Here is a 24,547-nt window from a genome sequence, read left to right on the forward strand (position 1 = left end):
TGCCTGCCAATGTTAAGTAGAACTGCCTCGGATCTTTTCTGGATGTCGCGTTACCTGGAGCGAGCGGAGAACCTCGCCCGTATGCTGGACGTGAGCTATTCGCTGTCGTTGATGCCCCAGGACGGGCGTGGCGACGGGTTGGATGAAATAGCCATGCCGTTGTTGATCACCGGCACGCTGGAAACCTACATCGAGCGCCATGGCGAGTTGCACGCCGAGCGCATGCTGCATTTCTTCGCGCTGGATGCGAGCAACCCGGCCAGCATCTACAGCTGCCTGGGCGCTGCACGCGCCAGTGCGCACGCGGTGCGCGGTCGGATCACCGCCGACATGTGGGAGAACATCAACTCCACCTGGCTGGAAATTCGTGGCATTGCCCAGCAGGGGCTGACGCGCTACGGCATGAGCCGTTTCTGTGAATGGGTCAAGGAGCGCTCGCACCTGTTTCGCGGCGCGACCTACGGCACCATCATGCGCAACGACGCGTTCCGTTTCATTCGCCTGGGGACATTCATCGAGCGCGCCGACAACACCATGCGCATGCTCGACGCGCGTTATGAAATGCTCGAACTGCGTGGGCCTCAGGCCAACGCCGCCGCAGACAATTCCGCTGCCGGTTATTACCAGTGGAGTGCGTTGCTGCGTGCGTTGTCGTCGTTCGAGGCGTATACCGAGGTATATCGCGACGCGCCGGGTGCACGTCAGGTGGCCGAACTGTTGCTGCTACGCGCCGACATTCCGCGCTCGTTGCGTGCCTGTCTGGAAGAGATGGACCTGATTCTTGCCAGTCTGCCCGGCGTCAACGGCAGACCCGCGCAGCGCATGGCGGCCGAGATGGATGCACGCCTGCGCTACACCAGCATCGACGAGATCCTGGATGAGGGCCTGCACGAGTGGCTGAACGAATTCATCCCGATGCTCGCCCAACTGGGTGATGCTATCCACACTTCGTACCTGGAGGCTGCATGAGACTCTCAATTAGCCACGAAACCACCTATCACTATGATGATCAGGTGCGTTCCAGTATCCAGTACCTGCGCCTGACTCCCCACGACAGCGAGCGTCAGAAGGTGCTCAGCTGGAAATTGACGCTGCCACGCGAAGCGCGGGCGCAAGTCGATCCGTTCGGCAATATTCTGCATGTCCTGAGCCTTGAAGAACCTCATGAATCGATCATCATCGGCGCGCGCGGACAGGTCGAAATCGACGCGACCTGTGAAGCCGAACACGAAAGCCAGTCGCCGCTGCCGTTCCTGCGCGTGACGCGCCTGACCGAGCCGGATGAGGCCATTCGCAGCTTCGCGGCCGCTCAGTGTGGCAAGCGTATCGACCGGACCGCACTGATCGACCTGATGCAGGCATTGAATCAGCACATGACGTACACGCAGGGCGCGACGGAAGTCGATACCAGCGCGGCGAAGGCATTTGCCGGACGCTCAGGCGTCTGCCAGGACCACACGCATGCCTTTCTGGCCTGCGCCCGGACCCTGGGTGTGCCAGCGCGTTATGTTTCGGGTTACCTGTGCAGTGAAGACAGCGATCACCTGTCCAGCCATGCATGGGCCGAAGCCTGGATCGATGATGCGTGGTACAGCTTCGACGTGACCAATCAACTGGCCATTCCCGAGCGCCATTTGAAACTGGCCGTCGGTCTGGACTATCTCGATGCGTGTCCGGTACGCGGGATGCGGCGTGGAGGCGGGGCAGAGCAGATGCACGCCAAGGTGGTGGTGTCGCCGATGGTGAGTGTGCCGAAGACCAAGGCAAGGGTTCAGGGCCAGGCGCAGCATCAATAACCGTGCAAGTCCGATCCTGATATCAGGCAGCGCACTCATAAACGTGCCCTGTCTGATGTTTTCCCGGATGTATTCACGCATTTGAATATTATTCCGCCGGGTCGTCCGTAATGTCATACAGCGCGTTGTGCAACTCTTCGTAGTTGCCGCCGTTGATCACGCTGTAATAACCGGCTTTCATGAGTTTGTCCTGGGCTTTGCTGGCTTTCTCGTTGGAACTGCTGAAAATCACGAACACGGCGTTGCGGTCGTTGAGCACCAGCTTCATCTGGTTCACCAGCCGTACCTGATCAACGCGTACGGCGTTGAGCACAGTGCCTGCGTCGTAATCGGTCTGGCTGCGGACGTCCATGGCCAGCTTGCCTTCCTTCAGCGCCGCAACGGCCGCGGCCTGATCCACATCGCCCGCCTGTGCGGAGAAGCTGCCCGTCAGGGCAATGAACAACGCGATCCATTGGCGCATGAGCCTTTCTCCCTTCATTCGAGTGGGAAGAGTGGCATAGTTGCGCGCGGTTCGATAGCGCAAGTTGACTAGCCGAACAGCCTGTTCAGGTTCGGCAAGATCAATAAAAGAGTGGTAGCGAAGACGATAAGACCCGCCTGACGTACTTTCGAATGTTTAAACATGGCTGACTGCCTTTTGTTGTTATTCCCGAGCGACAAAAGCTGGCCGGTACATGAGCGGTAATACGGCAGCTGGCAAAGGTTTAGCGATTGAACAGGCGGGTTCGATCAAATGACCGCAACCTGACGCGGAACTGTTTTTATCGCGTCGTCCTGTTACAGACTTAACCTTAGAGGTCGCGTGCCGAGCGCTTTAGATCCATTGGGTATTTAAACGGGGGTGATGTTGAACAAATGGTTATCAGCGCTGCTTCCATCTTGCGTACAGCCCTTAACTAGACGCCTCAGGCCAGATACTGGTCTTTTTACCGTTCGTCCGGCTCGGAAATCTCTTACATCATCTGCAAGCGGTGCCACAGCAATTCGGTTCTAGTAAGCGACGTGCGTAGACATTTTCTGGCTTTACGCTTGGCTGTAGCGTTTCAGTCGTCACCAGGTTTGCGAAGCGCCGCTTGATTTGCATCAGCCATCAAGGCAGGCTGCCCGCGTGCGCTGTCGCCCATCACTGTTTCAGGTCCCTTTATATGCCGCTACGCATCTGCATTCTGGAAACCGACATCCTGCGACCGGAGCTGGTCGAGCAGTACCAGGGTTACGGACACATGTTCGAGCTGCTGTTCGCGCGCCAGCCGATTGCTGCAGAGTTCGAAGTCTATAACGTGATGCAGGGCGTTTATCCACCCGATAGCGCCAGCTTCGACGCTTATCTGGTGACCGGCAGCAAAGCCGATTCCTTCGGCAGCGATCCGTGGATTCAGGTATTGAAAGCTTACCTGCTCACGTTGTATGAGCGCGGCGACAAGCTCTTGGGTGTCTGCTTCGGTCATCAGTTGCTGGCTCTGCTGCTGGGCGGCAAGACCGAGCGGGCGGTGCAAGGCTGGGGCGTGGGTATTCATCATTACCAAGTGGCACCCGCCGCGCCCTGGATGACACCCGCAATGGACAAGCTGACCCTGCTGATCAGTCATCAGGATCAGGTCACCACTCTGCCCGACAACGCCACGGTGATCGCTTCCAGCGACTTCTGCCCGCTTGCGGCGTACCACATCAACCATCAGGTGCTGTGTTTCCAGGGGCATCCCGAGTTCATTCACGATTACTCGAGAACCCTGCTGGATATCCGTCAGGAGTCGTTGGGCGAGCAGATCTATCAGAAGGGCGTCGCCAGTCTCGATCACGACCACCATGGCGTGACGGTAGCCGAATGGATGATGCGCTTCGTGGCGCACAAGCCGGATGCGGCGTCGGTTTGATGGGTCAGTGACGCCATCGCCGGCAAGCCGCCTCTTATCAAACAACACGTAATCTGCTGAATGGAAACGTTTTTTTGTGGGAGGCGNAAAACTGCATCTGTTCAGCAAGTTAAGTGGTGTTCGATAAAAATCAGCCTGCCTTTTTCGCCCGCAGCGCTTAGCACGGCGCGACAGGCTACAACCACCCCGACCGCTTGAAGCTGGCGAACAGTGCAGAACACCCTCCGACGATCACGCCAAGCACGATGAAGTAACCGTAGTGCCAGGTCAGCTCGGGCATGTTCTCGAAGTTCATCCCATAGATACCTGCAATCGCTGTCGGGAACGCCAGAATGGCCGCCCAGCCCGCAAACTTGCGCTGCACGATGCTTTGTCGCGAGGACTCCAGCAGCAGTCCGATCTCTATGGTCTGACTGGCGATGTCGCACAGGTTGCCGAGGTCTTCCATTTGCCGTTTGACGTGAATCTCGACGTCGCGGAAGTACGGCCGCATATTTTTGTCGATGAAGGGAAAGCTGAGTTTCTGCAGCTCTTCGCCCACTTCCACCATCGGCGCCACATAACGCCGCATTCTAAGCAGATCGCGACGCAAGGCGTGAATGTGCTGAATATCGGCTTCGCGCAACGCGCCACCCAGCACGTTCTGCTCCAGCAACTCCAACTCGGCATGAATGGCTTCGGTCACCGGCTGATAGTTTTCGGTCACGAAATCCAGCAGGGCATACAACACAAAGTCTTCACCGTGCTCCAGCAGCAGAGGGCGGGCTTCACAGCGCTGACGCACCAGTCCATAGGACTTGGAGTGGCCGTTGCGTGACGTAATGACATAGCCCTTGCCTGCAAAAATATGGGTTTCGATGAACAGCAGCTTGCCGTTGTCGCGCACCGGGGCGTAAGTCACGATGAACAGCGCATCACCGAAGGTCTCAAGCTTCGGGCGGCTGTGAACTTCCATCGCATCTTCCAGCGCCAGTTCGTGCAGGTTGAACTGTTCCTTCAGGCTGGTCAGTTCCTGAGCATTGGGTTGCTCCAGCCCGATCCAGACAAAGTGGCCGGGCTTGGCGGCCCAGGCTGCGCCCTCGTCCAGTGTGATATCCGTGACTTTCTTGCCTTTGCTGTAAACCGCGGCTGCAACAACTCGACCCATGGTGCTATCGCTTCTTCAATGTGGCTGTGGCGCAAGAGGGGATGCGCGGTAGCTGATGAGATTAACCAAACGCGGATGAGTTCGCCGGTAAACAAAAAGCCCGCAGATGCGGGCTTGTCGAGTGGCCTTAAACAAAACTCTTCTTGTCCAGTTCGATGGCCGCGTCCAGGGTGTCCAGAAACGCTTTTCGGCTCTTGAGTTTGGTCTTCCCATGGGCGTTCATGTTGATTTTCTTCAACTGCGTGGCAACCGTGCGTGCTGTCTCGGACAAGGCTTCAACGCTGACCACCTGGTCCAGAAAGCCCGCCTGCATCGCACCTTCAGGGTTGAAGATTTCGGCGTTGATCACCGAGCGGTTGAACGCCGACTTGCGCAGGCGATCACGGGCCAGTTCGATCCCGGCGTGGTGCATGGTCATGCCGATCTGCACTTCGTTCAGGCCGATATTGAAGGGGCCTTCGACGCCGATACGATAATCGGCCGACAGCAACAGAAACGCACCCTTGGCAATGGCATGGCCCGGGCAGGCGACAATGATGGGGAAGGGGTGTGACAGCATGCGCCGGGCCAGAGTCGAACCCTCGGTAACCAGACTGCTGGCCGCTTCGGGACTGGAGGTCATGACTTTCAGGTCGTAGCCGCCCGAGAGAATGCCGGGCTGGCCGGTCACGATTACCACTGCCCGATCCTTCTCGGACTGATCCAGTGCGGCATTGAATGCGGCGATGACGTCCGGGGAGATGGCGTTGACCTTGCCATTGTTCAGGGTCAGCGTGGCGATGCCATCGTCCAGTTGGTACGAGACCAGATCACTCATGACGCGATTCCTTTTTATTGAAGTGAGCAGACGTTACTCACCCATGCTGAACAGGTAAAGCGCTGACTGATGGGTCACTCATTTTTGCTGAAACGCCGGTTACACCTGAATATCGTTCAGCTCGCAGTACTCGTCCCAGTCCATGCCCAGAGCTTCGGCGACCTGCGCATGGGCCTCCAGCCGCATCTGCTTGAGCTGTTCAGGCGATTCGGCAATCAACTCCAGCGCCAGTTCCCAGGGTTCGATCCCCTGGCTTTCGGCTTCATCCTCGAAAGCCCACTGAAGCTGCTGCTTCTGTTCGGCCGCGCTGAGCTGGCTGATTTCGTCTTTGAGCGTGGGATGGGTCGACAGGTATTTCGCCAGGGCGGCTTCGTTCCACTCAAGAGCGTTCATGCTGTATTCCTCGATCTGGCTGGGCGGCCGGAACCCATTGCAGCGCAGTCCGGCCAAACGGCGTGATTGTGCGGGAAGGGAGAAATACCTGCCAGTGCTGTCATAACACTTTGCCGTGTGTCTCACGGTAGAGTGCCAACGCAATTTTACCTGCCACCTGGAGAATATCGACATGATCAAAGTCAGCGTGCTGTACCCCTACAAGGAAGGTGCCCGGTTCGACCATGACTACTATCGCGACCAGCACATGCCGCTGGTGCAGTCCCTGATGGGCGAGCACTGCAAGCGCTACAGCGTCGACAAGGGCCTGGGCGGTGCAACGCCGGGCTCCACGCCGGTCTATGTCGGCATGTGCCACATCTACTGCGACTCGATTGAAGCGTTCCAGGCCGGCATGGGACCGCATCAGGAGCGCATCAACGCCGATATCATCAACTACACAGACCTGATTCCGGTGATTCAGATCAGTGAGGTCAGGGCCGAGTAAGGCTCAATTGCCCGATACGGCTTTTCTGAATGAAGCGCCACCCGATGGATCAAAGCATTGACTGTCGTAGCGCGGACTCTGGCATTGAGAGGGCACATCGGGCGCCGGCAAATGGCTTTTCTGAAAGGCTTTGTAGCTTTCAGTCTCGTACACATTGACCTTGGCGCGGCCGCTGACTTGCAGGTACTCAGTGGCCTTCAGATTGACCTTGTGGGCATGGTCGACGGGTTCGCCCTGACGCAGCATTTTTGGCGGACCGGGCCGTTGAACCGCGACCTCCGCCGCTCCATCGCAGGGGATGGCCGCGTAGCTCACGTGGCCCTGCGCCGAGGTGCATTTGAAGATCTCGCTGTGCGCCATGCCTGAACCCACTGCCGCTGTGATCGCAAGCAGCATTGAAAGCCTTTTCATCGTCATCCTCCCTGAGTGGCGCAAGGCTACCAGTCCTGACGCGCGGCGCAAAGGGTTTGTGACAGCTCCGTTCGTCAGTCCCATGGCACGCCTGAGGTGATTACGCCTCTGAAGAACAGGTTGTATGTTTTAACCCAATGGAGGCGTCTATGACTGGCAACAAGCCAAGCGACAACAGTACCGACAAACCGGATTTCAATACCGAATCACCGGATGCCGGCGATCCGCAGGTTGATCCGGTCAAGCCCGCAAAAACGCCTGCCAAGGAGCATGGCACCAAGGACGACTATCCGCCCTACGAATCCGACAAGTAAGTCGAGAGAACAAATACCGGCCCCCGAAGTGATTCGGGGGCTTTTCATTTCACGGCGTTATTTGTTCGTGTCGAGGTATTCCAGCAGGTCTTCCATGCGCTGGTCGTTGCCCATCCACCACAGCTTCATACGCGTCCCCGGCACCACTTCGCCCGGATCCTTGATGTACGTGGTGAGTTGCTCGCGGGTCCAGGTGATACCCGAGTTTTTCATCGCGTCCGTGTACACATAGTCAGGGTGCTGACCCGCCTTGCTTCCGATGATGCCGTTGAGTGGCGGGCCAAATGCGCTGCGGGCACCGGGTCCGATCTTGTGGCAGCCTGAGCAGAGTCGGGTGAATACCGCTTTCCCGGCCTCTGCATCGCCAGCCCCTTGAGCGGTCGCATGTATCGCCAGCGCGAGCAGAAATAGCGCAGTCTTTTTCATCGATCTCCCATCACGGGTCTGGACAGCCTGATTTTCAAGCGCTGCATGCTAACGCAGTCCCCGATTCGCTGAAACCTCAGGCCCATTCAAGGGATGCGGCAGGGAACCACTTGCCCGGCCCGGCCACCCATTGCCATCTCATCGTTCAGGACACGATCATGGCTCAGCAGGCTGTCAGCACTTTTCAGTTCGTCAAAGAATTCTCATGCCTTGCCGAGCGCTGCGATGACAACTGCTGCAAGGTCTGGCCGGTATCGGTAGGCGCCAGGACCGTCGAACTCTGGGATCAGAAACTGCCCCAGTTGCTCAACCTGATCGTCAAGGACGATGGCGGCACCTGGATGAAAAAGACCGATGGCGACTGCGTGGCGTTCGACAACGGGCGTTGCTCCGTCCATGCGACACACGGCGAAGATGCGCTTTCCGACACTTGCCGAATCTATCCGCGCATGTACCGGCGTATCAACGGCGCGCTGACCGGGTCGGCCAGCATGAGCTGTCCCGAAATCGTACGGCTGGTCCTCAAAAGTGCGACTCCCTTTGCGCCAGCGCAAGTCACCGTGGACGACAAGACGCTGTCTGCCTACCCGGACAAGGATTTCCCCGGCATCGATGCGGAGCAGCGCGCTGCTGTCGTTCAGCAACTGAACGAGCTGGTGCTTCAGGACCAGCAGACCACTCGCCACGCGCTGCTGAGGCTGTTGGACCTGACGCTCAAACTGGAAACCATTGCCTGCGAGGACTGGTTGTACGCATTGCCTGGACTGATCATGGATTACCAGACGCCTGTCGGTTCGGGCGAGTCGCTGGCGGTTGATCCGGTCATGGTGGTGCTGATCCAGATGCTCAACGGGCCAGGCGTGACAGAGGCGATGCGCGAGCAGGTCATTCGCTCGGTTGACGTCACCCCGGCCCAGGGCGATCAGCCTCAGGGCATGCGGCTCAAAACCGAGTTTCTGGACCTTGCCAGCGGACGGGCAGGGCAGGCGCTGGAGCCTGTCCTGAAACGCTTCGTCTGCGCCGAGATGTCCCGCACCGGCTTTCCATTCATCTCGACCACCGCGTATGGCCAGGACTACGGCACAAGCCTCAGTCAGTGGGCATGCACGCTCGCGCTGCGGACTCTGGCCTTGCGCTGTCTGTTGTTGGTGCACTGCGATCCAGTCACTCGGCAAGCCCCGGATGAGCAAGCCATTGTCGATCTGGTCTACCGCTTCTGTCGCAGCGCCAACCACAGCGTGGCGACAGGCGCAGAACTGTTTTTCAGGCAGAAACTGGGTGAGCAGGGTCTGGGCTATCTGCGCGTGTTGACTGACCAGCTTTGAGCCCACAACCGAGCTGCAAACAGCCTTCTCTATCAGCGGAAGTCAGGTTTCGGGCGATCACCCTTGTAGCGTCAGGTGATTTGCAGTTCCGGGTCTACACTCCAGAGTGTGTCCAGTCGGCCAGCCAGCAAAACGGTGGCCAGTTCCACGGCTGACCGGACTCAACGAGCTGTTCATTCCTGATGCGCGTGCGCAACTCTCGCGTGGCGCGTCACCGCTGAACATCAGCGTCAGGTCGAATCGACCGCTTCTTGTACCTGTCGCCCGCCTTCATCAGAGCCGGCGACCGGCAGCTTTCAAGACCCACGCCCACACCGAGCGCCCAGCGAGCGACTTGTCGCTCGCTTGCTGCAGCGCAATCAGCCACCCGCTTGACGGAGGCCAGGATGACATCCACTCACGAGGATAGATTCGCAATTCGCCTTAGAGCCGAAAGGAGCCGGTTAGGTTTGTCACAGAAGGATTTCGCAAGATTTGCAGGCGTCGAAGTCAACGCCCAGGGGCACTATGAACGCGGGGAACGTACGCCCAGAGCAGACTATCTGGCAGCCATTTCGGCAATCGGAGTTGACGTGGGATATCTGGTCACGGGCGTCGCGAGATCAATCGAAAACGACACCCTGTCGCCACGCGAAGGCAGTGTCGTGCGTGCGTTCAGAAACCTTGCCGACACGGATCAGGAGGCGCTTAGCCTGATTCTTGAAAAGCTTTCGCATACGAATGGGTGATATGGGGTTGTGGTGGGTAAAGCCACTGGTGCGAGGGCGTTCTGCCGTAAAAACCGGAAGCCCTTGATGCCCGGTTCGTTTTCGGCAGACACCGTCAGCCCAGCTGGAAATCATCCTGGCTTAACCACCGGAAACGAAAAAGCCCCGACGTTCACAAGGAATATCGGGGCTTTTCGTGTATCGAATATGGCGGTGAAGGAGGGATTCGAACCCTCGATACAATTTCTTGTATACACACTTTCCAGGCGTGCTCCTTAAGCCACTCGGACACCTCACCGTATCTCGCTGACAACGTTGTGTCTGTCGAGGCGCGCTAATGTAGTCGAAAGCTTTTCGGAACGCAAAACTTTTTTTCAGAATTTTCATGCGGTTAAGCAGAAAAACGTGGTCTGCCCGCTGAAAGGTCTGCGCAGGCTGGCGGGCTTCGGGTTTCATGGGAAGGCCGGGCCAGCCAGGCGCGTCGTTCGATGGCTGGGATCAGGCGCCGAAGCCGCCGTCGATGGTCAGGCTGGCGCCGGTGATGTAACCCGCTTCCGGGCCAGCGAGGTAGGCGACGAAGCTGGCGATTTCCTCGCTCTTGCCGTAGCGCGGGATCGCCATCATGGCCTTGAGGCTTTCAGCGAATTCGCCGTGTCCTGGGTTCATGTCGGTGTCGACCGGGCCGGGCTGGACGTTGTTGACGGTGATGCCCTGCGGGCCGAGGTCGCGTGCCAGGCCTTTGGTCAGGCCGACCAGCGCCGACTTGCTCATGGCATAGATCGCGCCGCCTGCAAAGGGCATGCGGTCGGCGTTGGTGCTGCCGATGTTGATGATGCGTCCGCCTTCACCCATGTGGCGAGCGGCTTCCTGGCTGGCGATGAACACGCTGCGTACGTTGATGGCCAGGGTTCGGTCAAAGTCCTGCATGGTGAATTCGTTCAGCGGGGCAATGGCCAGCACGCCTGCGTTGTTGACCAGAATATCCAGCCCGCCCAGGTTTTCGGCGGCCGTCTGAATCGCCTGGCGGATGGCCTTTTCATCAGCGCTGTCGGCTCGAATGGCCAGTGCATGGCCGCCGTTGGCAGTGATGCTGCCCTGGATCTCCAGCGCGGCTTCTTCGGAGCTGACATAGGTGAAGGCCACGGCAGCGCCTTCCTTGGCCAGGCGCTGGACAATCGCTGCGCCGATACCACGAGAGCCGCCTTGAACGAAGGCGACTTTGCCGGCGAGGTTCAGATGCTGAATCATGGTGTTCTCCAGTGTTTGGGTGCGACGGGACGTGGATGTGCGTAGACAGCGTAGTCGCAATAAGCTGTCTGGCGGCTGATACCGCACTGGAACCGAGCGCAACTTACGACTACTGTCGCAGGCTCGAATTTCAAGGAAATGAACCCCGATGGATATCCGTCCCGACAGCGCGCTGATCCTGATCGACATGCAACAGGGCATCAATCATCCCAGGCTTGGGCGGCGCAACAACCCGCAGGCTGAAGCGTGCATGTCTGAGTTACTGTCAGCGTGGCGGGAAGCCGGACGTCCGGTCATTCATGTCAGGCACTTCTCTACCTCGCCTTCTTCGGTGTTCTGGCCCGAGCAGTCCGGCGTGGAATATCAGCCAGCCTTTGTGCCGCAGGCGGACGAGCGGGAACTGAGCAAGCAGGTGCCTGATGCATTTTGTGGATCGTTTCTGGAGATGTGGCTGCGTTCGGATGGGATCAGGCAGATGGTGATCGCAGGCGTTGTCACCAATAACTCGGTGGAATCCACGGCGCGCAGTGGGGGCAACCTGGGTTTTGAAGTCATCGTTGCGCACGACGCCTGCTTTACCTTCGATCAGACAGACTTTTTCGGTACACCGCGCAGCGCCGAAGACGTGCATGCAATGTCACTGGCCAATCTGCATGGCGAGTACGCGACAGTGCTGTCCACGGCGCAGATTCTCGATCAGCGCTGAGTCGGGGGATTCTGCAGGAAAACCACGTAACCCTTGAACCAGGGGCTGTCTTCCAGATAAGCCGGTGCCAGCCAGTCACCACCCTGAATCAGGCCGACCTTGAACGGAAGGCCGAGACGACCAAGGCGGGGCAGGTACGCCGCGTAATCCGGGATGCTGTGGCGGCCCTGATAGGTCTGCACCACCACTTCATCCACCACGCCTTTCAGTTGGCCGATGGCGGTGATGTCGGCATTGCTGCTCCAGTCCATCAGCCCGGTGATGCTCAATTGATAGTCTTCAGGCAGGCGCTGGCGCAGGTCGCGCAGGAAATCGACGTACTCATTCAGGTAGCGGGTGCGGGCGTCGAAGTCGATCTGGATGCCGATCACGTGGGTACCGGATGCTTTCCAGCGCTGAGCCTGACCAAGCAGTTGCCGGTAGACAGCATCCGGCCAGCGCAGCGTGTGAGCACGGTAGACCAGCCACACCTGGTCCTGCGGCAAACGAGTCACCGAGACGCCTTGCGCGATGAAGCTGACACGTTGCTGCGGATCCCGGCGCGACGTGCTGACCTGGCCTTGCAGCACATACAGGGTCTTTGCCTGATCCATCACTGGCTGCGGCCTGACGCCTGCCCACAGCCAGAACGCATCGTAATCTTCGGCATTGACCGCTGCATCTGCCTGGCCGAGCGTCAAAAGACAAAGCAGGGCAAGGCAGTGCTGGAGCCTTTGCATTACCAGTAGTACTGCTGGGTCTGGCCCCATTGGGTGCTGGTGAAGTCCTTTTTCAACTGGCGGAACCAGCCCTTGCGCACAGAGGGTTCGACTTCCTTGCCACCGCACGTGTTGTAGCCAGACGGGCCGTAGCAGTTGACCGCCCTGTACAGCGCGTAGGCTTTTTCGTCACGCGGCGCCTTGGGGTTGGCGATGACGGTCTTGTAGCCTTCCAGTCGGGAAAACGCCTCACCACTGAAGCCCGGCGCACTGCCGCCCAGCGTATCGGCGTGGCGCTTGCTGTCCAGCGGCATGCCGTCGAGGCTGTTGGCCCGGATAAACTCGCCCATGCAGTTCAGCGCCTTGGGGTTCTTGGCATCGAGCTTCAACGCGGCGGCTGTCTGCACGATGGCGGGGCAGGTGTAGCCGGATTCGGACGGGGTGCCCTGCCATTGAAACAGGCTCAACGAGGGACCTTTTTCGTACGTATAGCCCAAGGCGTAACCCAGTTTTTCTTCCGGCAGTTTTTCCGGAAGGCGCTTCAGGTCTTCGGCAAAGTCTGCATAGCGGTTGCGCATCAGGTCTTTGTACAGCAGGACGAACAACGCCGTGTTGCGCTCGGTCTCGGTCAGCCCTTGGGTGGTCTGCTGGCGCAGCAGGTCGGCATCGGCGACACGGCTGAGCAGGATGTAACGCACTTTGTCCGACCGAATGGGCGAGTCGGCAGCAAACACGCTGGACAGCTGCTCATTACGCTCGAAACTCATGGCCAGCGCCAGTTCCAGTTGTTCGCGTTGCAGTGGTTGTGTGGCGCGGGGCAGCATCTCCAGCCACAGCGCTTGCGCGCCCTTGATGTCCTGACGTGCCTGCAATGCCAGGCCGCGCAGCAGGTGCTGGCTGAACGTCAGATAGTCAAGGTGCTCGGGCAGCGCGGTAGGCAGGTGCTCAAGGGCTTGTTGTGGATCATCCAGGACGTACAGCGCCAGCGCGCCTTGCAGATAACGGTAGAGCTCGGGCTGGTCGGCAAACGAGGGTTCCTGGGTTTTCAGATCGGCTTCGCTCAATCTGGGGCTGGACGTTTCACGCATGCGAATCAGGTCGGTGATCGCCAGCATCCAGGGTGAGCGCAGGTTCTGTCTGTCGCTGCCCAGTACGGCCCGGTCCATTTCGATAACGAGTGGCTCAAGGTCGCCTGACGCCTTGCCTTGCTGCTTGAGCTGCCAGGCATAATCCTCGGCCAGTTTCACGTCATCGCCCGCCAGCCAGTGCACGCGCCGCAAAAGCCCTTGGGCCGAGTCTGCGTAATCGCCGTCGGGGTAGCTGTCCAGGTACTGTTTGAACGCCGTTTCGACGTCTGTAAGCGCGGATTTGTCGACCTTGTCGCGCTGCAGCTGGCTGTATTCGTCGAACACGTCCTCCTGGGCACTGTTCAGTTTGGTGCGCGCGACCATGTAAACGGCGGTTTGCTTGAGCCACGGCTGCGGGCTGTCTACCAGCGCGGTGAAGCCTGTCAGTGCTTCGTCAAAGTTGCCGTTATAGAAGGCGCCGGCGGCGCGCAGGTACGTGGCGAATGCCTTGCCTGTCGCGGAGGCTATGGCCTTGGGTTGCAGGGCTTCCCGCGCATCGGCATCCCAGGCACAGGCACCCAGCATTTGCATGCGGCTCTCTGCCAGTGCCTTGCGTTCGGCATCCGTCAATTCGGTGCTGGCCAGAACCTGACTGATAAATGCCTGGGCGCTTTCATCGGAATTACTGCGGCAGCGACTGCCTTCGCCGGACAGAAACTCATCGCCTGCCGCAGGTGTATCGGCGCGCATCAGGCCCAGCTTTTCGAGCATGGCTGTCAGTGATGCTTGCGCCGCCGTAGCGGTTGGCTCGTCGGGCTTCACTTCCTCGGCGGTTTCTGCAGCCATTGCCAGATCGGTCGCGCCGAAGCGAAACAGCGAGAACGGTACGGCGCCAAACCCTTCTTCCCGCTCCAGGTTTTTCTCGCCTGACAACTGGAACGTCTTCAGTCCCTTGTCAGCCAACAGCAGGCGCAGATTCACCTCGCTGTCGTTGCCCGGGCTCAGGAACGGCAGGTTGCTGCACGCATCCAGGTCTTCCTTGAGCACCGTCCAGGAGGGGTAGCAGGAATCGTCGCCACTGGCATTGGCCTGATTGAGAAGGGCAGAGCCCACCATGACCGCTGTAAGGGTCAGCAACCGGGTACGCATGAGAAGTCCTTTAGTCGAGGGTACAAGCGCTGCCGATAGTAGCTCAGTGCCTGTACCCTCGGCTGCTATTTTCTGGACTTCTTGGGTGCTGCGGGGAGAGGCGCGAACAGGGCCTGCAGGTCTTCGTCGCGCAGCTTCCAGTCGCCGCTGGCCCGGCCATCGAGTACGCCTGCCGCCAGGGCGGATTTCTCGCGTTGCAGGCGCTGGATTTTCTCTTCCACCGTGCCGCGCGCGATCATCTTGTAGACGAACACCGGCTTGTCCTGACCGATGCGATAGGCGCGGTCGGTGGCCTGGTTCTCGGCGGCCGGGTTCCACCATGGATCGTAGTGAATCACGGTGTCGGCGGCGGTCAGGTTCAGGCCGGTGCCGCCCGCTTTCAGGCTGATCAGGAAGATCGGCAGCTTGCCGCTCTGGAAGTCGTGGATCGGCGTACGTCGGTCACGCGTCGAGCCGGTGAGCAGGGCGTAAGGGATGCCGCGCTGTTTCAGTTCGGCCTCGATCAGGCTCAGCATCGAGGTGAACTGCGAGAACAGCAGGATCTTGCGTCCTTCGGCCAGCAGTTCGTCGAACATTTCCATCAGGCTGTTGAGCTTGCCGGACGTGCCTTGTTTGCTGTTGACCGGCATGTCCGGATTGACCAGCCGCAGGTCGCAGCACACCTGACGCAGCTTGAGCAGCGCTTCGAGAATGATGATCTGACTGCGGGCCACACCCTTGCGAGTGATTTCGTCGCGGACCTTCTTGTCCATCGCCAGACGCACGGTTTCATACACGTCGCGCTGGGCGTCGTTGAGGTCGACCCAGTGAATGATCTCGGTCTTGGGCGGCAGTTCGGTCGCGACCTGTTCCTTGGTGCGGCGCAGCAGGAAAGGCTTGATGCGTGCATTCAGGTGTTGCAGCCGATCCTGATTGCCGTGCTTCTCGATGGCGGTGCGGTAGTTGCTGTTGAATTCCTTACTGTTGCCCAGCCAGCCGGGCATCAGGAAGTGGAACAGCGACCACAGCTCACCCAGGTGGTTTTCCAGTGGCGTGCCGCTGAGGCACAGACGCTGGCGCGCATTGAGGTCACGTGCTGCCTGCGCGGCCTTGCTGTTGGGGTTCTTGATGTACTGGGCTTCGTCGAGAATCAGCAGGTGGAAGGACTGCGATTTCAGCAATTCGAGGTCGCGAGGCAGCAACGCGTACGTGGTCAGGATCAGGTCGTAGTCCTGCAGGTTGCTGGCGTCCTGATGACGATTGGCGCCATACAGCGCCAGCACCTTGAGGTCTGGCGTGAAGTGCTCGGACTCGTCCAGCCAGTTTGGGATCAGGCTGGTCGGCATTACTGCCAGTGCTGGACGATCCAGACGCCCGGCCTGTTTTTCCATCAACAGGTGCGCCAGTGTCTGCAGGGTCTTGCCCAGGCCCATGTCGTCAGCCAGCACGCCACCGACTTCCAGCTCGCGCAGGGATTGCATCCAGCTCAGGCCTTCCAGCTGATAAGGCCGCAAGGTCGCGTTCAGACCATCGGGGACCGCTACTGGCGCGTCCTTGATGTTGATCAGGCGCTCGGCAAAGTGCCGCAGGCGGTCGCCGCCCTGCCAGGTCAGCGGCAGGTCTTCGAGTTGCGTCAGCCGGGCCGCGTCGGCCCTGCTCATGCGCAGCGCGTTGTTACCTTCCTGACGCCAGTAGAAGTCACCCAGCGTCGCCAGCACCGGCTTGAGCCGGCCGTAGGGCAGGGCGATCTGCACCGGGCTGCCGCCGTTTTGCGTGAAGTGGTTGAGCTGCACCAGCAGTTGTTCTTCGTCGCCGCGCTTGGCAACGGCCGAAGGGCTCATCAGTTCGGGATGGCTGCGGATCAGGTTGATCAGAATTGGCAGCAGGCTCAGGCGTTCGCCATTGACGATGATGCCCAGTTCCAGATCGAACCAGTCGCGTTCGTTCTCCTCATCGATGACCGCATACCAGTCTTCCACCGGCGTGACGTCAAAGCCGAACTCGTCCTGAATCTCGATTTCCCAGCCTTGCTCGCGAAGCTTTGGCAGGTCGTCCAGCACGAAATGCAGCCAGGCCTTGTCGTTCGGCAACTCGTACATGTCGCCGGCGCTGTCGGGCAGAGCCTTGCTCTGCCGCGTGGAAACCTTGAACCCCAGATCGGTCAGTTGCTGGCGAAGCTGGCGTTCCTGTTCGCCCTGACGGCGGATGCGCAGGGTTTCGGTTTCGGTGTGTTCGATGATGTCGCTTTTCTGGTTCACCAGATCGCTGCCTAGCGAGCTCACCAGAATGCTCACATTGGTCGTGCCTACTGCGTAGTGCTTGCCATAGGCGAAGGCCAGTGCGGCGCGATGCTGAATGTGCCGTTGCATGCGTCCGTTGCGCGGTTCGTAGGCGCTGAACTCGATGCTGGCCAGAATCAGTCGTGGTTTGGGCTGCAGGTTGTCGACCAGTCGCTCGGGCAGTTTTGGCTTCTGCTCGATCTGGGCCTGGATCTCCCGCTCGTGGGTACTCAGCGCAGCCTGCAGCAACGGCTGGTTGGTCGGGTCCGCAAGGAAGTACATGGCCGCGACACAGTGTTTGCAGTCGTTGCGCACCGGGCAGGTGCATTTGCAGGTCAGGTAATTGCGGTAGCGATCCGGATCCTTGAACAGCAGAGTCTGGGTGTAGATCTCCAGCCCCGAGCCTCGGCAGGCGGTACGGATGATCTGCGGGCTGGAGTCTTCCAGCACGATGCGTTTCTGGCGGGCATAGTCGCGCCCGCGCTCAAGCGTTCGATCAGTGAACAGGTCTGTCCAGGCCGAGGCGAGGACTTTTTCGAGAATGGACGACAAGTTAAAAAAAGCCCTACGCCGCAGCGATGCTCAAAAAGAAAGGGAGCACGCCTGTGCTCCTTGAATACGTAACGATCACAGTGGAGAGACTTTGATCAGCAGCGCCAGATTGCCGTTATCCAGGTAATTCAGCCCGCCATTCTTGACCCTGGCGGTCTGCTTCAGGCGCTCGCTGTTGAGGACCACGCCATGCGGGTCCAGCTGGTTGACCCAGAACTGCGCATCGATGTCGGTGAAACGATCCAATGCCAGGCTCACCGTGCCCTCGATGGGGAAGTGGCCGAGCTGTTCTTTACCACTGGCGACGGCAATTTTAACGGGCTCGGTGCCAATCGTCTGCTGCCAGGCGCGCTGCATCAGCACCTCATAGTTGCCACTGCCCTGCAATTTGGCGACCAGATCGTTGAGCGCCGGACTGCGCTCATCGGCTGCGGCGATTTTCTGCGCGCCGGCGTCCCAGTCTTCGGGCGCGAGCTGACGCGTGGCTGCCGGTTCTCCGCTCTGACGGAACAGGATCAGCTCCACCTGATAGGTGCCCTCGGCAAAGGCGCCCGGCGCGACGAGCACCAGCAGCAGGGACAATGAGCGAAACAGACGCATGGATGAATCCTTCAAGCAGTTGTCGGGGTCAGGCGCTCAAGCAGCGCTTCGATCGTGTTGAAACGCTCATCTGCGCGCTCCATCGGCACCATGAACTTGAACAGTGTGGCGCCTTCGAACTTGTAACGGTTGGGCTGGCTCTGGATCAGCTTGATCAGGGTCAGCGGGTCGACCGGCGTTTCGGCGGCAAACTCGATGCGTCCGCCTTGCGGCCCGGCGTCGATCTTGCGAATGCCCAGTTGCTCGGCGCGCAGTTTGAGTTGCGTGATCCGCACCAGCGCCTTGGTCGGCTCCGGCAACAGGCCGAAGCGGTCGATCATCTCGACCTGCAGGTCCTTCAAACCATCCTCGTCGGCGGCATTGGCAATGCGCTTGTAGAGAATCAGGCGGGTATGCACATCGGGCAGGTAGGCCTCGGGAATCAGCGCAGGCACGCGCAGGTTGATTTCCGGTCCGCCGCCCAGCGGCTGGTCGAGGTTGGGCTGTTCGCCCTTGCGAATCGACTTCACCGCACGTTCGAGCATTTCCATGTACAGGGTGAAACCCACGGCCTGGATCTGGCCGCTCTGGCCATCGCCCAGCAGTTCGCCCGCGCCACGGATTTCCAGGTCGTTGGTGGCAAGCACAAAGCCTGCGCCAAGGTCCTGGGTGTTGGCGATGGCTTCCAGACGCTTCTCGGCATCACGGGTGACCTGCTTGCGTGGCGGCGTCAGCAGATAGGCATAGGCCTGGTGGTGACTGCGTCCGACACGGCCGCGCAACTGGTGCAGTTGCGCCAGGCCGAACTTGTCGGCGCGCTCGATGATGATGGTGTTGGCGCTCGGTACGTCGATGCCGGTCTCGATGATGGTCGAGGCGATCAGGACGTTGAAGCGCTTGTGGTAGAAGTCGCTCATCACCTGTTCGAGTTCACGCTCGCGCATCTGGCCGTGGCCGATGCCGATACGCGCTTCGGGCACCAGTTCGGCGAGGTCGGCGGCGCATTTCTCGATGGTCTTGACGTCGTTGTGCAGGTAGTAGACCTGGCCGCCGCGCAGCAGCTCGCGCAGCAGTGCTTCCTTGATCGTGGGCTTGTTCTGCTCCATGACGAAGGTGCGCACCGACAGCCTGCGCGCCGGAGGCGTGGCGATGATCGACAGGTCGCGCATGCCCGACACCGCCATGTTCAGCGTGCGCGGAATAGGCGTCGCAGTCAGGGTCAGAATGTCGACTTCGCTGCGCAGGGCCTTGAGCTGTTCTTTCTGACGAACACCGAAACGGTGCTCTTCGTCGATGATGACCAGCCCCAGATTCTTGATCTTCACGTCGTCCTGCAGCAGCTTGTGCGTGCCGATGACGATGTCGATCTTGCCTTCGGCCAGATCGGCGACGGCGGCGCTGACTTCCTTGGCCGACTTGAAGCGGCTCATGACTTCGACAGTCACTGGCCAGTCGGCGAAACGGTCGCGGAAACTGTTGTAGTGCTGTTGGGCGAGCAGGGTGGTCGGCACCAGAATCGCAACCTGACGCCCGCCGTGAACGGCGATGAATGCGGCGCGCATGGCGACTTCGGTCTTGCCGAAGCCCACGTCGCCGCAGACCAGACGATCCATGGGTTTGGGCGCGAGCATGTCGGCGCGCACGGCCTCGATGGTCGTCTGTTGATCCGGCGTCTCTTCAAACGGGAAGCCTGCGCTGAAGGTCGCGTAATCGGCTTTCGGATCGGCGAACGCGTAGCCTTCGCGAGCGGCGCGGCGGGCATAGATGTCGAGCAGCTCGGCGGCCACATCGCGCACTTGCTCGGCGGCCTTGCGCTTGGCTTTCTGCCAGGTTTCCGAACCCAGGCGGTGCAGCGGTGCCATTTCGTCGTCGCTGCCGGTGTAGCGTGCAATCAGGTGCAGGTTGGCGACCGGGACGTACAGCTTGGCGTCCTCGGCGTACGCCAGCATCAGGAACTCGGCGACCTGATTCTCGACTTCAAGTGTTGCCAGCCCCAGGTAGCGCCCGACACCGTGGTCGATGTGCACCACCGGCGCGCCTTCGCGCAGCTCGGTCAGGTTCTTGATGACTGCGTCGTTATTGCCGCCATCGGTGCGTTTCTCGCGCCGACGGCGTTGCATGACTCGCTGGCCGAACAGCGGGCTCTCGGCAACCAGCGCAAGGGCCGGGTCTTCCAGCAGCAACCCTTCGTCCAGCGGCGCGATGGTGATCGCCAGCCGGTCCTTGCCGTCCACGAAGTCGAGCCAGCTGTCGACCGTCTTCGGCCGCAGCTTGAGGCGCTCCAGCAACTCCAGCAGCACTTCCCGGCGACCCGCCGATTCAGCGGTGAACAGCACGCGACCGGGGAATTCATCGAGGAATTTCGACAGCGCGGCCAGCGGCTGGACCGCCTTGGCTTCAATAGCCAGGTCCGGCAGGCTCTGCGCGGGGAAACGCGAGCGTTCGCCACCGGCTTCGATGTCCTGCTGGCTGGCAACGACGCGCGGCCAGTTTTTCAGGCGCGCGAAACAGTCTTCCACTGGCAGGAACAGTTCGGCGGGTGGCAGCAAGGGGCGCGACGGGTCTACACGCCGCTCTTCGTAGCGGTTGCGCACGTCTTTCCAGAAATTTTCCGCCGCCTGTTCAATGCCCGGCAGCGAGAACACCTGAGTGTCCTGCGGCAGGTAGTCGAACAGGGTCGAGGTTTCCTCGAAGAACAGCGGGATGTAGTACTCGATACCGGCAGGCGTGATGCCGCTGCTCAAGTCCTGGAAAATCGGGCTGCGACGGAAGTCCACGTCGAAGCGCTCACGGAAGCGTGCCTTGAAGCGGGTGACTTCTTCTTTCTTCAGCGGGAATTCACGTGCAGGCAGCAGGCGTACCGATTCGACCTTCTCGATGGAACGCTGCGTGTCCGGGTCGAAGGTGCGCAGGGTTTCGATCTCGTCGTCGAACAGGTCGATGCGGTAAGGCACCTTGCTGCCCATCGGGAACAGATCGATCAGCGCGCCGCGTACCGTGAACTCGCCATGCTCGTAGACCGTGTCCACGTAGCGATAACCGCTGGCTTCCAGACGGGTGCGCATGGCCTCGACATCGAGCTTCTGGCCGACGTCCAGCACCAGGCTGCTGCCCAGCAGGAATTTGGTCGGCGCCAGTCTGTGTAGGGCCGTGGTGATCGGTACTACCAGAACACCATGTTCCAGTTCCGGCAGGCGATACAGGCTGGCGATACGCTGGGAAATGATGTCCTGGTGCGGCGAGAACAGATCGTAGGGCAGGGTTTCCCAGTCCGGGAAGTGCAGAACCGGCAGCGTGGGCGCGAAGAACTTCAGCTCCTGTTCCAGCCGCTCGGCACTCTGGCTGTCGGCGGTCAGAAGCAGGGTGAAGCGCTTGGCAGCGCTGGCAGCCTCGGCGATTGCCAGGCTCAGTGCGGCACCGGGAAGATTGCCCCAGTGGTGTTTGCCTGCAGCGGCAGAAAGAAGCGGTAGACGCAGAACTGGCACGGAAGGTCAGGCTCCAGGCGTTGCGACAGGGGCGGCGATTGTAGCGGGGGAAGGTGGTGGCTGTCAGTTTTCCAGTCCATTACCGCGTATTTACGGGCCGAAATTATGTAGTGCGTAACGATCTGACAGTCGCGCATTGCTCATAAACACTGGCTTGGTCATAATGTAGCCCCTTTTTTCAGCCCCTACATGTGGAAGGTTCCCGTGACTCAGAAGCCCGACCAGTGTCTTGGTGAATGGATCGATCGTGAAGCCCTCGCCGAGGCGATGATCCCGCTTATCGGTCAGCTCTACCGCAATAACAATGTGGTGAGTTCGATCTATGGCCGCAGCCTGATCAACCGTTCAGTCATCGCGATTCTCAAAGCTCACCGCTTTGCGCGCCATCGTCAGTCCGATGCGAGCGAGTTGTCCGTACACGAGACTTTCCCGCTCATCAAGGCGATGAGCGAGCTTAAACTGGGCGCCGCTTCGGTGGACCTGGGCAAGCTGGCGGTCAAGTTCAAGACCGAAGGCAATGGCCGTACGCCTGAGCAGTTCGTGCGTGACGAACTGGCCAGTGTTGTAGGTCAGCAGAACACCAGCCCGCGCAAGGGTACTGATGTTGTGCTGTACGGTTTTGGTCGCATCGGCCGCCTGCTGGCGCGCATCCTGATCGAAAAAACCGGTGGCGGCGACGGCCTGCGCCTGCGCGCCATCGTGGTCCGCAAAGGCGCGGAAAACGATCTGGTCAAGCGTGCCAGCCTGCTGCGTCGCGATTCGGTGCACGGTCCGTTCGACGGCACCATCACCATCGACGAAGCCAACAGCACCATTACTGCCAACGGTAACCTGATCCAGGTGATCTACGCCAAGAACCCGACCGAGGTGGATTACACCCAGTACGGGATCAAGGACGCTCTGCTGGTGGACAACACAGGTGTATGGCGTGATGCCGACGGTCTGGGCCAGCACCTGTCCTGCCCGGGCATCGACCGCGTCGTACTGACTGCGCCGGGCAAAGGCAAGCTGAAGAACATCGTGCACGGCATCAACCACGGTGAAATCACTGCTGACGACAAGATCGTTTCCGCAGCGTCCTGCACCACCAACGCCATCGTGCCGGTGCTCAAGGCCGTCAACGACAAGTTCGGCATCGTCAACGGTCACGTCGAAACGGTTCACTCGTACACCAACGACCAGAACCTGATCGACAACTTCCACAAGGGCGACCGTCGTGGTCGCAGCGCCGCGCTGAACATGGTCATCACCGAAACCGGTGCTGCCACAGCGGCTGCCAAGGCTCTGCCTGAGCTGGCCGGGAAGCTGACCGGCAACGCGATCCGCGTTCCGACGCCAAACGTGTCCATGGCTATTCTCAACCTGAACCTCGACAAGCAGACCACTCGCGAAGAAATGAACGAGTACCTGCGCTACATGGCGCTGCATTCAGACCTGCACAAGCAGATCGACTTCGTGAACTCGCAGGAAGTGGTGTCCACTGACTTCGTGGGTTCGCGTCACGCCGGTGTCGTGGATGCCGAAGCGACCATCGTCAACGATAACCGCGTTGTCCTGTACGTCTGGTACGACAACGAATTCGGTTACAGCCATCAGGTGGTTCGCGTGATGGAAGACATGGCCGACGTCAATCCGCCAGCCTTCCCGCAGTAAACATGCGCAGCCCGGTCAGTCCGGGTAGTGTGTGACGAAAGGGCCGGATCCTGTGCAGACAGGGTCCGGCCTTTTTTTGCGTGTTGGTTGCGACGACAGATCATGGGAAGATCGACGCCCGCGGCGCTGGGCTGACAGCCGCGCAGACAATGGCTCATGGAAGGGGGTTCGGATGAACGATGGTTCGGTCATGGATGGCTCGCAAAAACACCTCAAAACCAGTTTCTTCTTTCTGTTCCTGACGATCTTCATTCCTTTCGGTCTGGGGCATTTCGTTTCCTACCTGTTCCGTACCGTCAATGCCGTGATCTATGTGGATCTGCAGGCCGACCTGAGCCTGCCTGCCAGCAGCCTCGGGTTGCTGACCGGCGTGTACTTCCTGACCTTTGCCGCTGCGCAGATTCCACTGGGCGTGATGCTGGATCGTTATGGGCCACGCAGTGTGCAGGCGCCGATGCTGCTGTTTTCAGTGCTGGGTTCGATCATCTTCAGCCTGTCCAGCACCGAGACCGGCCTGCTGATCGGGCGTGGATTGATCGGCCTGGGCGTAGCGGGCTCGTTGATGAGCGCCATCAAGGCCTGCGCCATCTGGCTGCCGGTCGAACGCCTGCCGTTGAGCACCGCCTGCCTGCTGTCGATTGGCGGCCTCGGTGCGATGGCATCCACCACGCCACTGCATTTGCTGCTCGACTGGTTCACCTGGCGTGAGGCGTTTCTGATCCTGGCGCTGCTGACCTTCTGCGTTGCGGGAATCATTCATTTCAGTGTGCCCAGGACCTACGAAGCCCGGCCTGCGAGATTTGCCGACATGTTTGCCGCCGTCGGCAGGCTGTACGCCTCGTGGACGTTCTGGCGATTGGCGCTGTATTCGGTGTTCGCTCATGCCATCTACATGTCGGTGCTGTCGTTGTGGATGGGGCCGTGGCTGCATGACGTGGCCGGCCTGAGCGAATCTGCCATGGCCCGCGTGCTGCTGTTCGGAGCGGTGGCGATGGTCGCAGGCTCCCTGGCTTTCGGCACCATCACGGATTATCTGCGCCGCTTCGGCGTGCAGCCGATCATGGTCTGCGGCGCTGGCATGGCGATCTTCATTGGTGTTCAGGCGCTCATGATCAGCGGTTTGCCGGTGTCGCCTTATCTGATCGCCATGGGTTTCAGCTTCTTTGGCACCTCGACCACCATGAATTACGCCATCGTGGCGCAATCGGTTCCGCCGGAACTGGCCGGAAGGGTGAGCTCTTCGTTCAACCTGGTGGTGTTTGTGTTGGCGTTCGTTCTGCAATGGCTGGCGGGGGCCGTGTTGAACCTCTGGCCGACCCTTGAGGGCGTCGCACATCCGGTCGAGGCCTATCAGTGGTCGCTCGGACTGATGATTGCGCTGCAGGTGCCGGGGCTGTTGCTGTGGATGAGTTTCAGGCCGTGGCAGCTCAAAGGGTGAGGTGATAAGCGATA

General features: G+C 59.9%; 22 protein-coding genes and 1 tRNA gene. 10 read left to right on the forward strand and 13 right to left on the reverse strand.

The features are described from left to right. Positions 1-9 precede the first annotated feature (9 nt). Positions 10-969, forward strand: coding sequence for an alpha-E domain-containing protein (locus AO065_RS06070; RefSeq protein ID WP_004880946.1), 960 nt, complete (start codon positions 10-12; stop codon positions 967-969). Continuing rightward, positions 966-1,796, forward strand: a complete 831-nt coding sequence (locus AO065_RS06075) for a transglutaminase family protein (protein WP_004880949.1) — start codon at positions 966-968, stop codon at positions 1,794-1,796. The genes AO065_RS06070 and AO065_RS06075 overlap by 4 nt, the downstream gene beginning before the upstream one ends. A gap of 88 nt (positions 1,797-1,884) precedes the next feature. Here the strand turns inward: AO065_RS06075 and AO065_RS06080 are convergent, their stop codons facing one another. Next, positions 1,885-2,259 (reverse strand): rhodanese-like domain-containing protein, encoded by a 375-nt coding sequence (locus tag AO065_RS06080; RefSeq protein ID WP_004880950.1) that lies wholly within the window; start codon positions 2,257-2,259, stop codon positions 1,885-1,887. Between the two features lie 685 nt (positions 2,260-2,944). Here AO065_RS06080 and AO065_RS06085 point away from each other — a divergent pair. Continuing rightward, positions 2,945-3,673 (forward strand): amidotransferase, encoded by a 729-nt coding sequence (locus AO065_RS06085; RefSeq protein WP_004880952.1) that lies wholly within the window; start codon positions 2,945-2,947, stop codon positions 3,671-3,673. A gap of 175 nt (positions 3,674-3,848) precedes the next feature. Here the strand turns inward: AO065_RS06085 and AO065_RS06090 are convergent, their stop codons facing one another. The 3 genes from AO065_RS06090 to AO065_RS06100 all read right to left on the reverse strand — a co-directional run bounded on the left by AO065_RS06090 (position 3,849) and on the right by AO065_RS06100 (position 6,030). Beyond that, entirely contained in the window at positions 3,849-4,820 is a 972-nt protein-coding gene (locus AO065_RS06090) for a magnesium and cobalt transport protein CorA (protein WP_004880963.1), read from the reverse strand. Between the two features lie 127 nt (positions 4,821-4,947). After that, entirely contained in the window at positions 4,948-5,637 is a 690-nt protein-coding gene (locus AO065_RS06095; protein WP_004880966.1) for a crotonase/enoyl-CoA hydratase family protein, read from the reverse strand. A gap of 99 nt (positions 5,638-5,736) precedes the next feature. Next, positions 5,737-6,030 carry a DUF6388 family protein gene (locus AO065_RS06100; RefSeq protein ID WP_004880967.1) on the reverse strand — a complete coding sequence of 98 codons (294 nt, stop codon included), beginning with the start codon at positions 6,028-6,030 and terminating at the stop codon, positions 5,737-5,739. A gap of 172 nt (positions 6,031-6,202) precedes the next feature. Here AO065_RS06100 and AO065_RS06105 point away from each other — a divergent pair, with 172 nt between their 5' ends. Continuing rightward, positions 6,203-6,517 carry an EthD family reductase gene (locus tag AO065_RS06105; RefSeq protein WP_004880969.1) on the forward strand — a complete coding sequence of 105 codons (315 nt, stop codon included), beginning with the start codon at positions 6,203-6,205 and terminating at the stop codon, positions 6,515-6,517. A gap of 3 nt (positions 6,518-6,520) precedes the next feature. On the opposite strand, the gene AO065_RS06110 is transcribed toward AO065_RS06105, so the two are convergent. Next, positions 6,521-6,928, reverse strand: a complete 408-nt coding sequence (locus AO065_RS06110) for a DUF4124 domain-containing protein (protein WP_032650660.1) — start codon at positions 6,926-6,928, stop codon at positions 6,521-6,523. A 149-nt stretch (positions 6,929-7,077) separates the two neighbouring features. On the opposite strand from AO065_RS06110, the gene AO065_RS27250 reads away from it, so the two are divergent. Further along, positions 7,078-7,242 carry a DUF6021 family protein gene (locus tag AO065_RS27250; RefSeq protein ID WP_004880973.1) on the forward strand — a complete coding sequence of 55 codons (165 nt, stop codon included), beginning with the start codon at positions 7,078-7,080 and terminating at the stop codon, positions 7,240-7,242. Between the two features lie 57 nt (positions 7,243-7,299). On the opposite strand, the gene AO065_RS06120 is transcribed toward AO065_RS27250, so the two are convergent. Further along, complete coding sequence (locus AO065_RS06120; protein WP_004880977.1) at positions 7,300-7,668, reverse strand: c-type cytochrome; 369 nt, start codon at positions 7,666-7,668, stop codon at positions 7,300-7,302. Between the two features lie 158 nt (positions 7,669-7,826). Between AO065_RS06120 and fliB the strand changes: the two genes are divergently transcribed. Both fliB and AO065_RS06130 read left to right on the forward strand, forming a co-directional pair. Then, positions 7,827-8,993: a flagellin lysine-N-methylase gene (gene fliB / locus AO065_RS06125; protein WP_004880979.1), complete on the forward strand. Its 1,167-nt coding sequence runs from the start codon at positions 7,827-7,829 to the stop codon at positions 8,991-8,993. 386 nt (positions 8,994-9,379) lie between these two features. Beyond that, positions 9,380-9,721 carry a helix-turn-helix domain-containing protein gene (locus AO065_RS06130; RefSeq protein WP_004880983.1) on the forward strand — a complete coding sequence of 114 codons (342 nt, stop codon included), beginning with the start codon at positions 9,380-9,382 and terminating at the stop codon, positions 9,719-9,721. Positions 9,722-9,908: 187 nt separating this feature from the next. On the opposite strand, the gene AO065_RS06135 is transcribed toward AO065_RS06130, so the two are convergent. Continuing rightward, a tRNA-Ser gene (locus tag AO065_RS06135) sits at positions 9,909-9,998 on the reverse strand. A gap of 200 nt (positions 9,999-10,198) precedes the next feature. Continuing rightward, a complete protein-coding gene (locus tag AO065_RS06140) occupies positions 10,199-10,948 on the reverse strand; it encodes a 3-oxoacyl-ACP reductase family protein (protein ID WP_004880985.1) in 750 nt (249 codons plus the stop codon). A 148-nt stretch (positions 10,949-11,096) separates the two neighbouring features. On the opposite strand from AO065_RS06140, the gene AO065_RS06145 reads away from it, so the two are divergent. Continuing rightward, positions 11,097-11,654, forward strand: coding sequence for a cysteine hydrolase family protein (locus AO065_RS06145; RefSeq protein ID WP_004880987.1), 558 nt, complete (start codon positions 11,097-11,099; stop codon positions 11,652-11,654). On the opposite strand, the gene AO065_RS06150 is transcribed toward AO065_RS06145, so the two are convergent. The 5 genes from AO065_RS06150 to mfd form a co-directional block, all read right to left on the reverse strand. Beyond that, positions 11,645-12,373 (reverse strand): DUF3142 domain-containing protein, encoded by a 729-nt coding sequence (locus AO065_RS06150; RefSeq protein ID WP_004880989.1) that lies wholly within the window; start codon positions 12,371-12,373, stop codon positions 11,645-11,647. The genes AO065_RS06145 and AO065_RS06150 overlap by 10 nt on opposite strands. After that, positions 12,373-14,568, reverse strand: a complete 2,196-nt coding sequence (locus AO065_RS06155; protein WP_004880990.1) for a PA5441 family protein — start codon at positions 14,566-14,568, stop codon at positions 12,373-12,375. Before AO065_RS06155 ends, AO065_RS06150 begins: the two co-directional genes overlap by 1 nt. A 65-nt stretch (positions 14,569-14,633) precedes the next feature. Continuing rightward, positions 14,634-17,378, reverse strand: coding sequence for a DEAD/DEAH box helicase (locus AO065_RS06160; RefSeq protein ID WP_004880992.1), 2,745 nt, complete (start codon positions 17,376-17,378; stop codon positions 14,634-14,636). A 75-nt stretch (positions 17,379-17,453) separates the two neighbouring features. Beyond that, a complete protein-coding gene (locus AO065_RS06165; RefSeq protein ID WP_004880994.1) occupies positions 17,454-17,978 on the reverse strand; it encodes a CsiV family protein in 525 nt (174 codons plus the stop codon). 11 nt (positions 17,979-17,989) lie between these two features. Next, positions 17,990-21,442, reverse strand: a complete 3,453-nt coding sequence (mfd, locus tag AO065_RS06170) for a transcription-repair coupling factor (RefSeq protein WP_004880995.1) — start codon at positions 21,440-21,442, stop codon at positions 17,990-17,992. Positions 21,443-21,631: 189 nt separating this feature from the next. Between mfd and AO065_RS06175 the strand changes: the two genes are divergently transcribed. Both AO065_RS06175 and AO065_RS06180 read left to right on the forward strand, forming a co-directional pair. After that, positions 21,632-23,095 carry a glyceraldehyde-3-phosphate dehydrogenase gene (locus tag AO065_RS06175; RefSeq protein ID WP_024687320.1) on the forward strand — a complete coding sequence of 488 codons (1,464 nt, stop codon included), beginning with the start codon at positions 21,632-21,634 and terminating at the stop codon, positions 23,093-23,095. A gap of 172 nt (positions 23,096-23,267) precedes the next feature. After that, positions 23,268-24,533, forward strand: a complete 1,266-nt coding sequence (locus tag AO065_RS06180) for an MFS transporter (protein ID WP_004880999.1) — start codon at positions 23,268-23,270, stop codon at positions 24,531-24,533. The last annotated feature ends 14 nt before the right edge of the window (positions 24,534-24,547 follow it).

It is taken from the genome of Pseudomonas viridiflava (assembly GCF_001642795.1).
GTDB lineage: Bacteria > Pseudomonadota > Gammaproteobacteria > Pseudomonadales > Pseudomonadaceae > Aquipseudomonas > Aquipseudomonas viridiflava.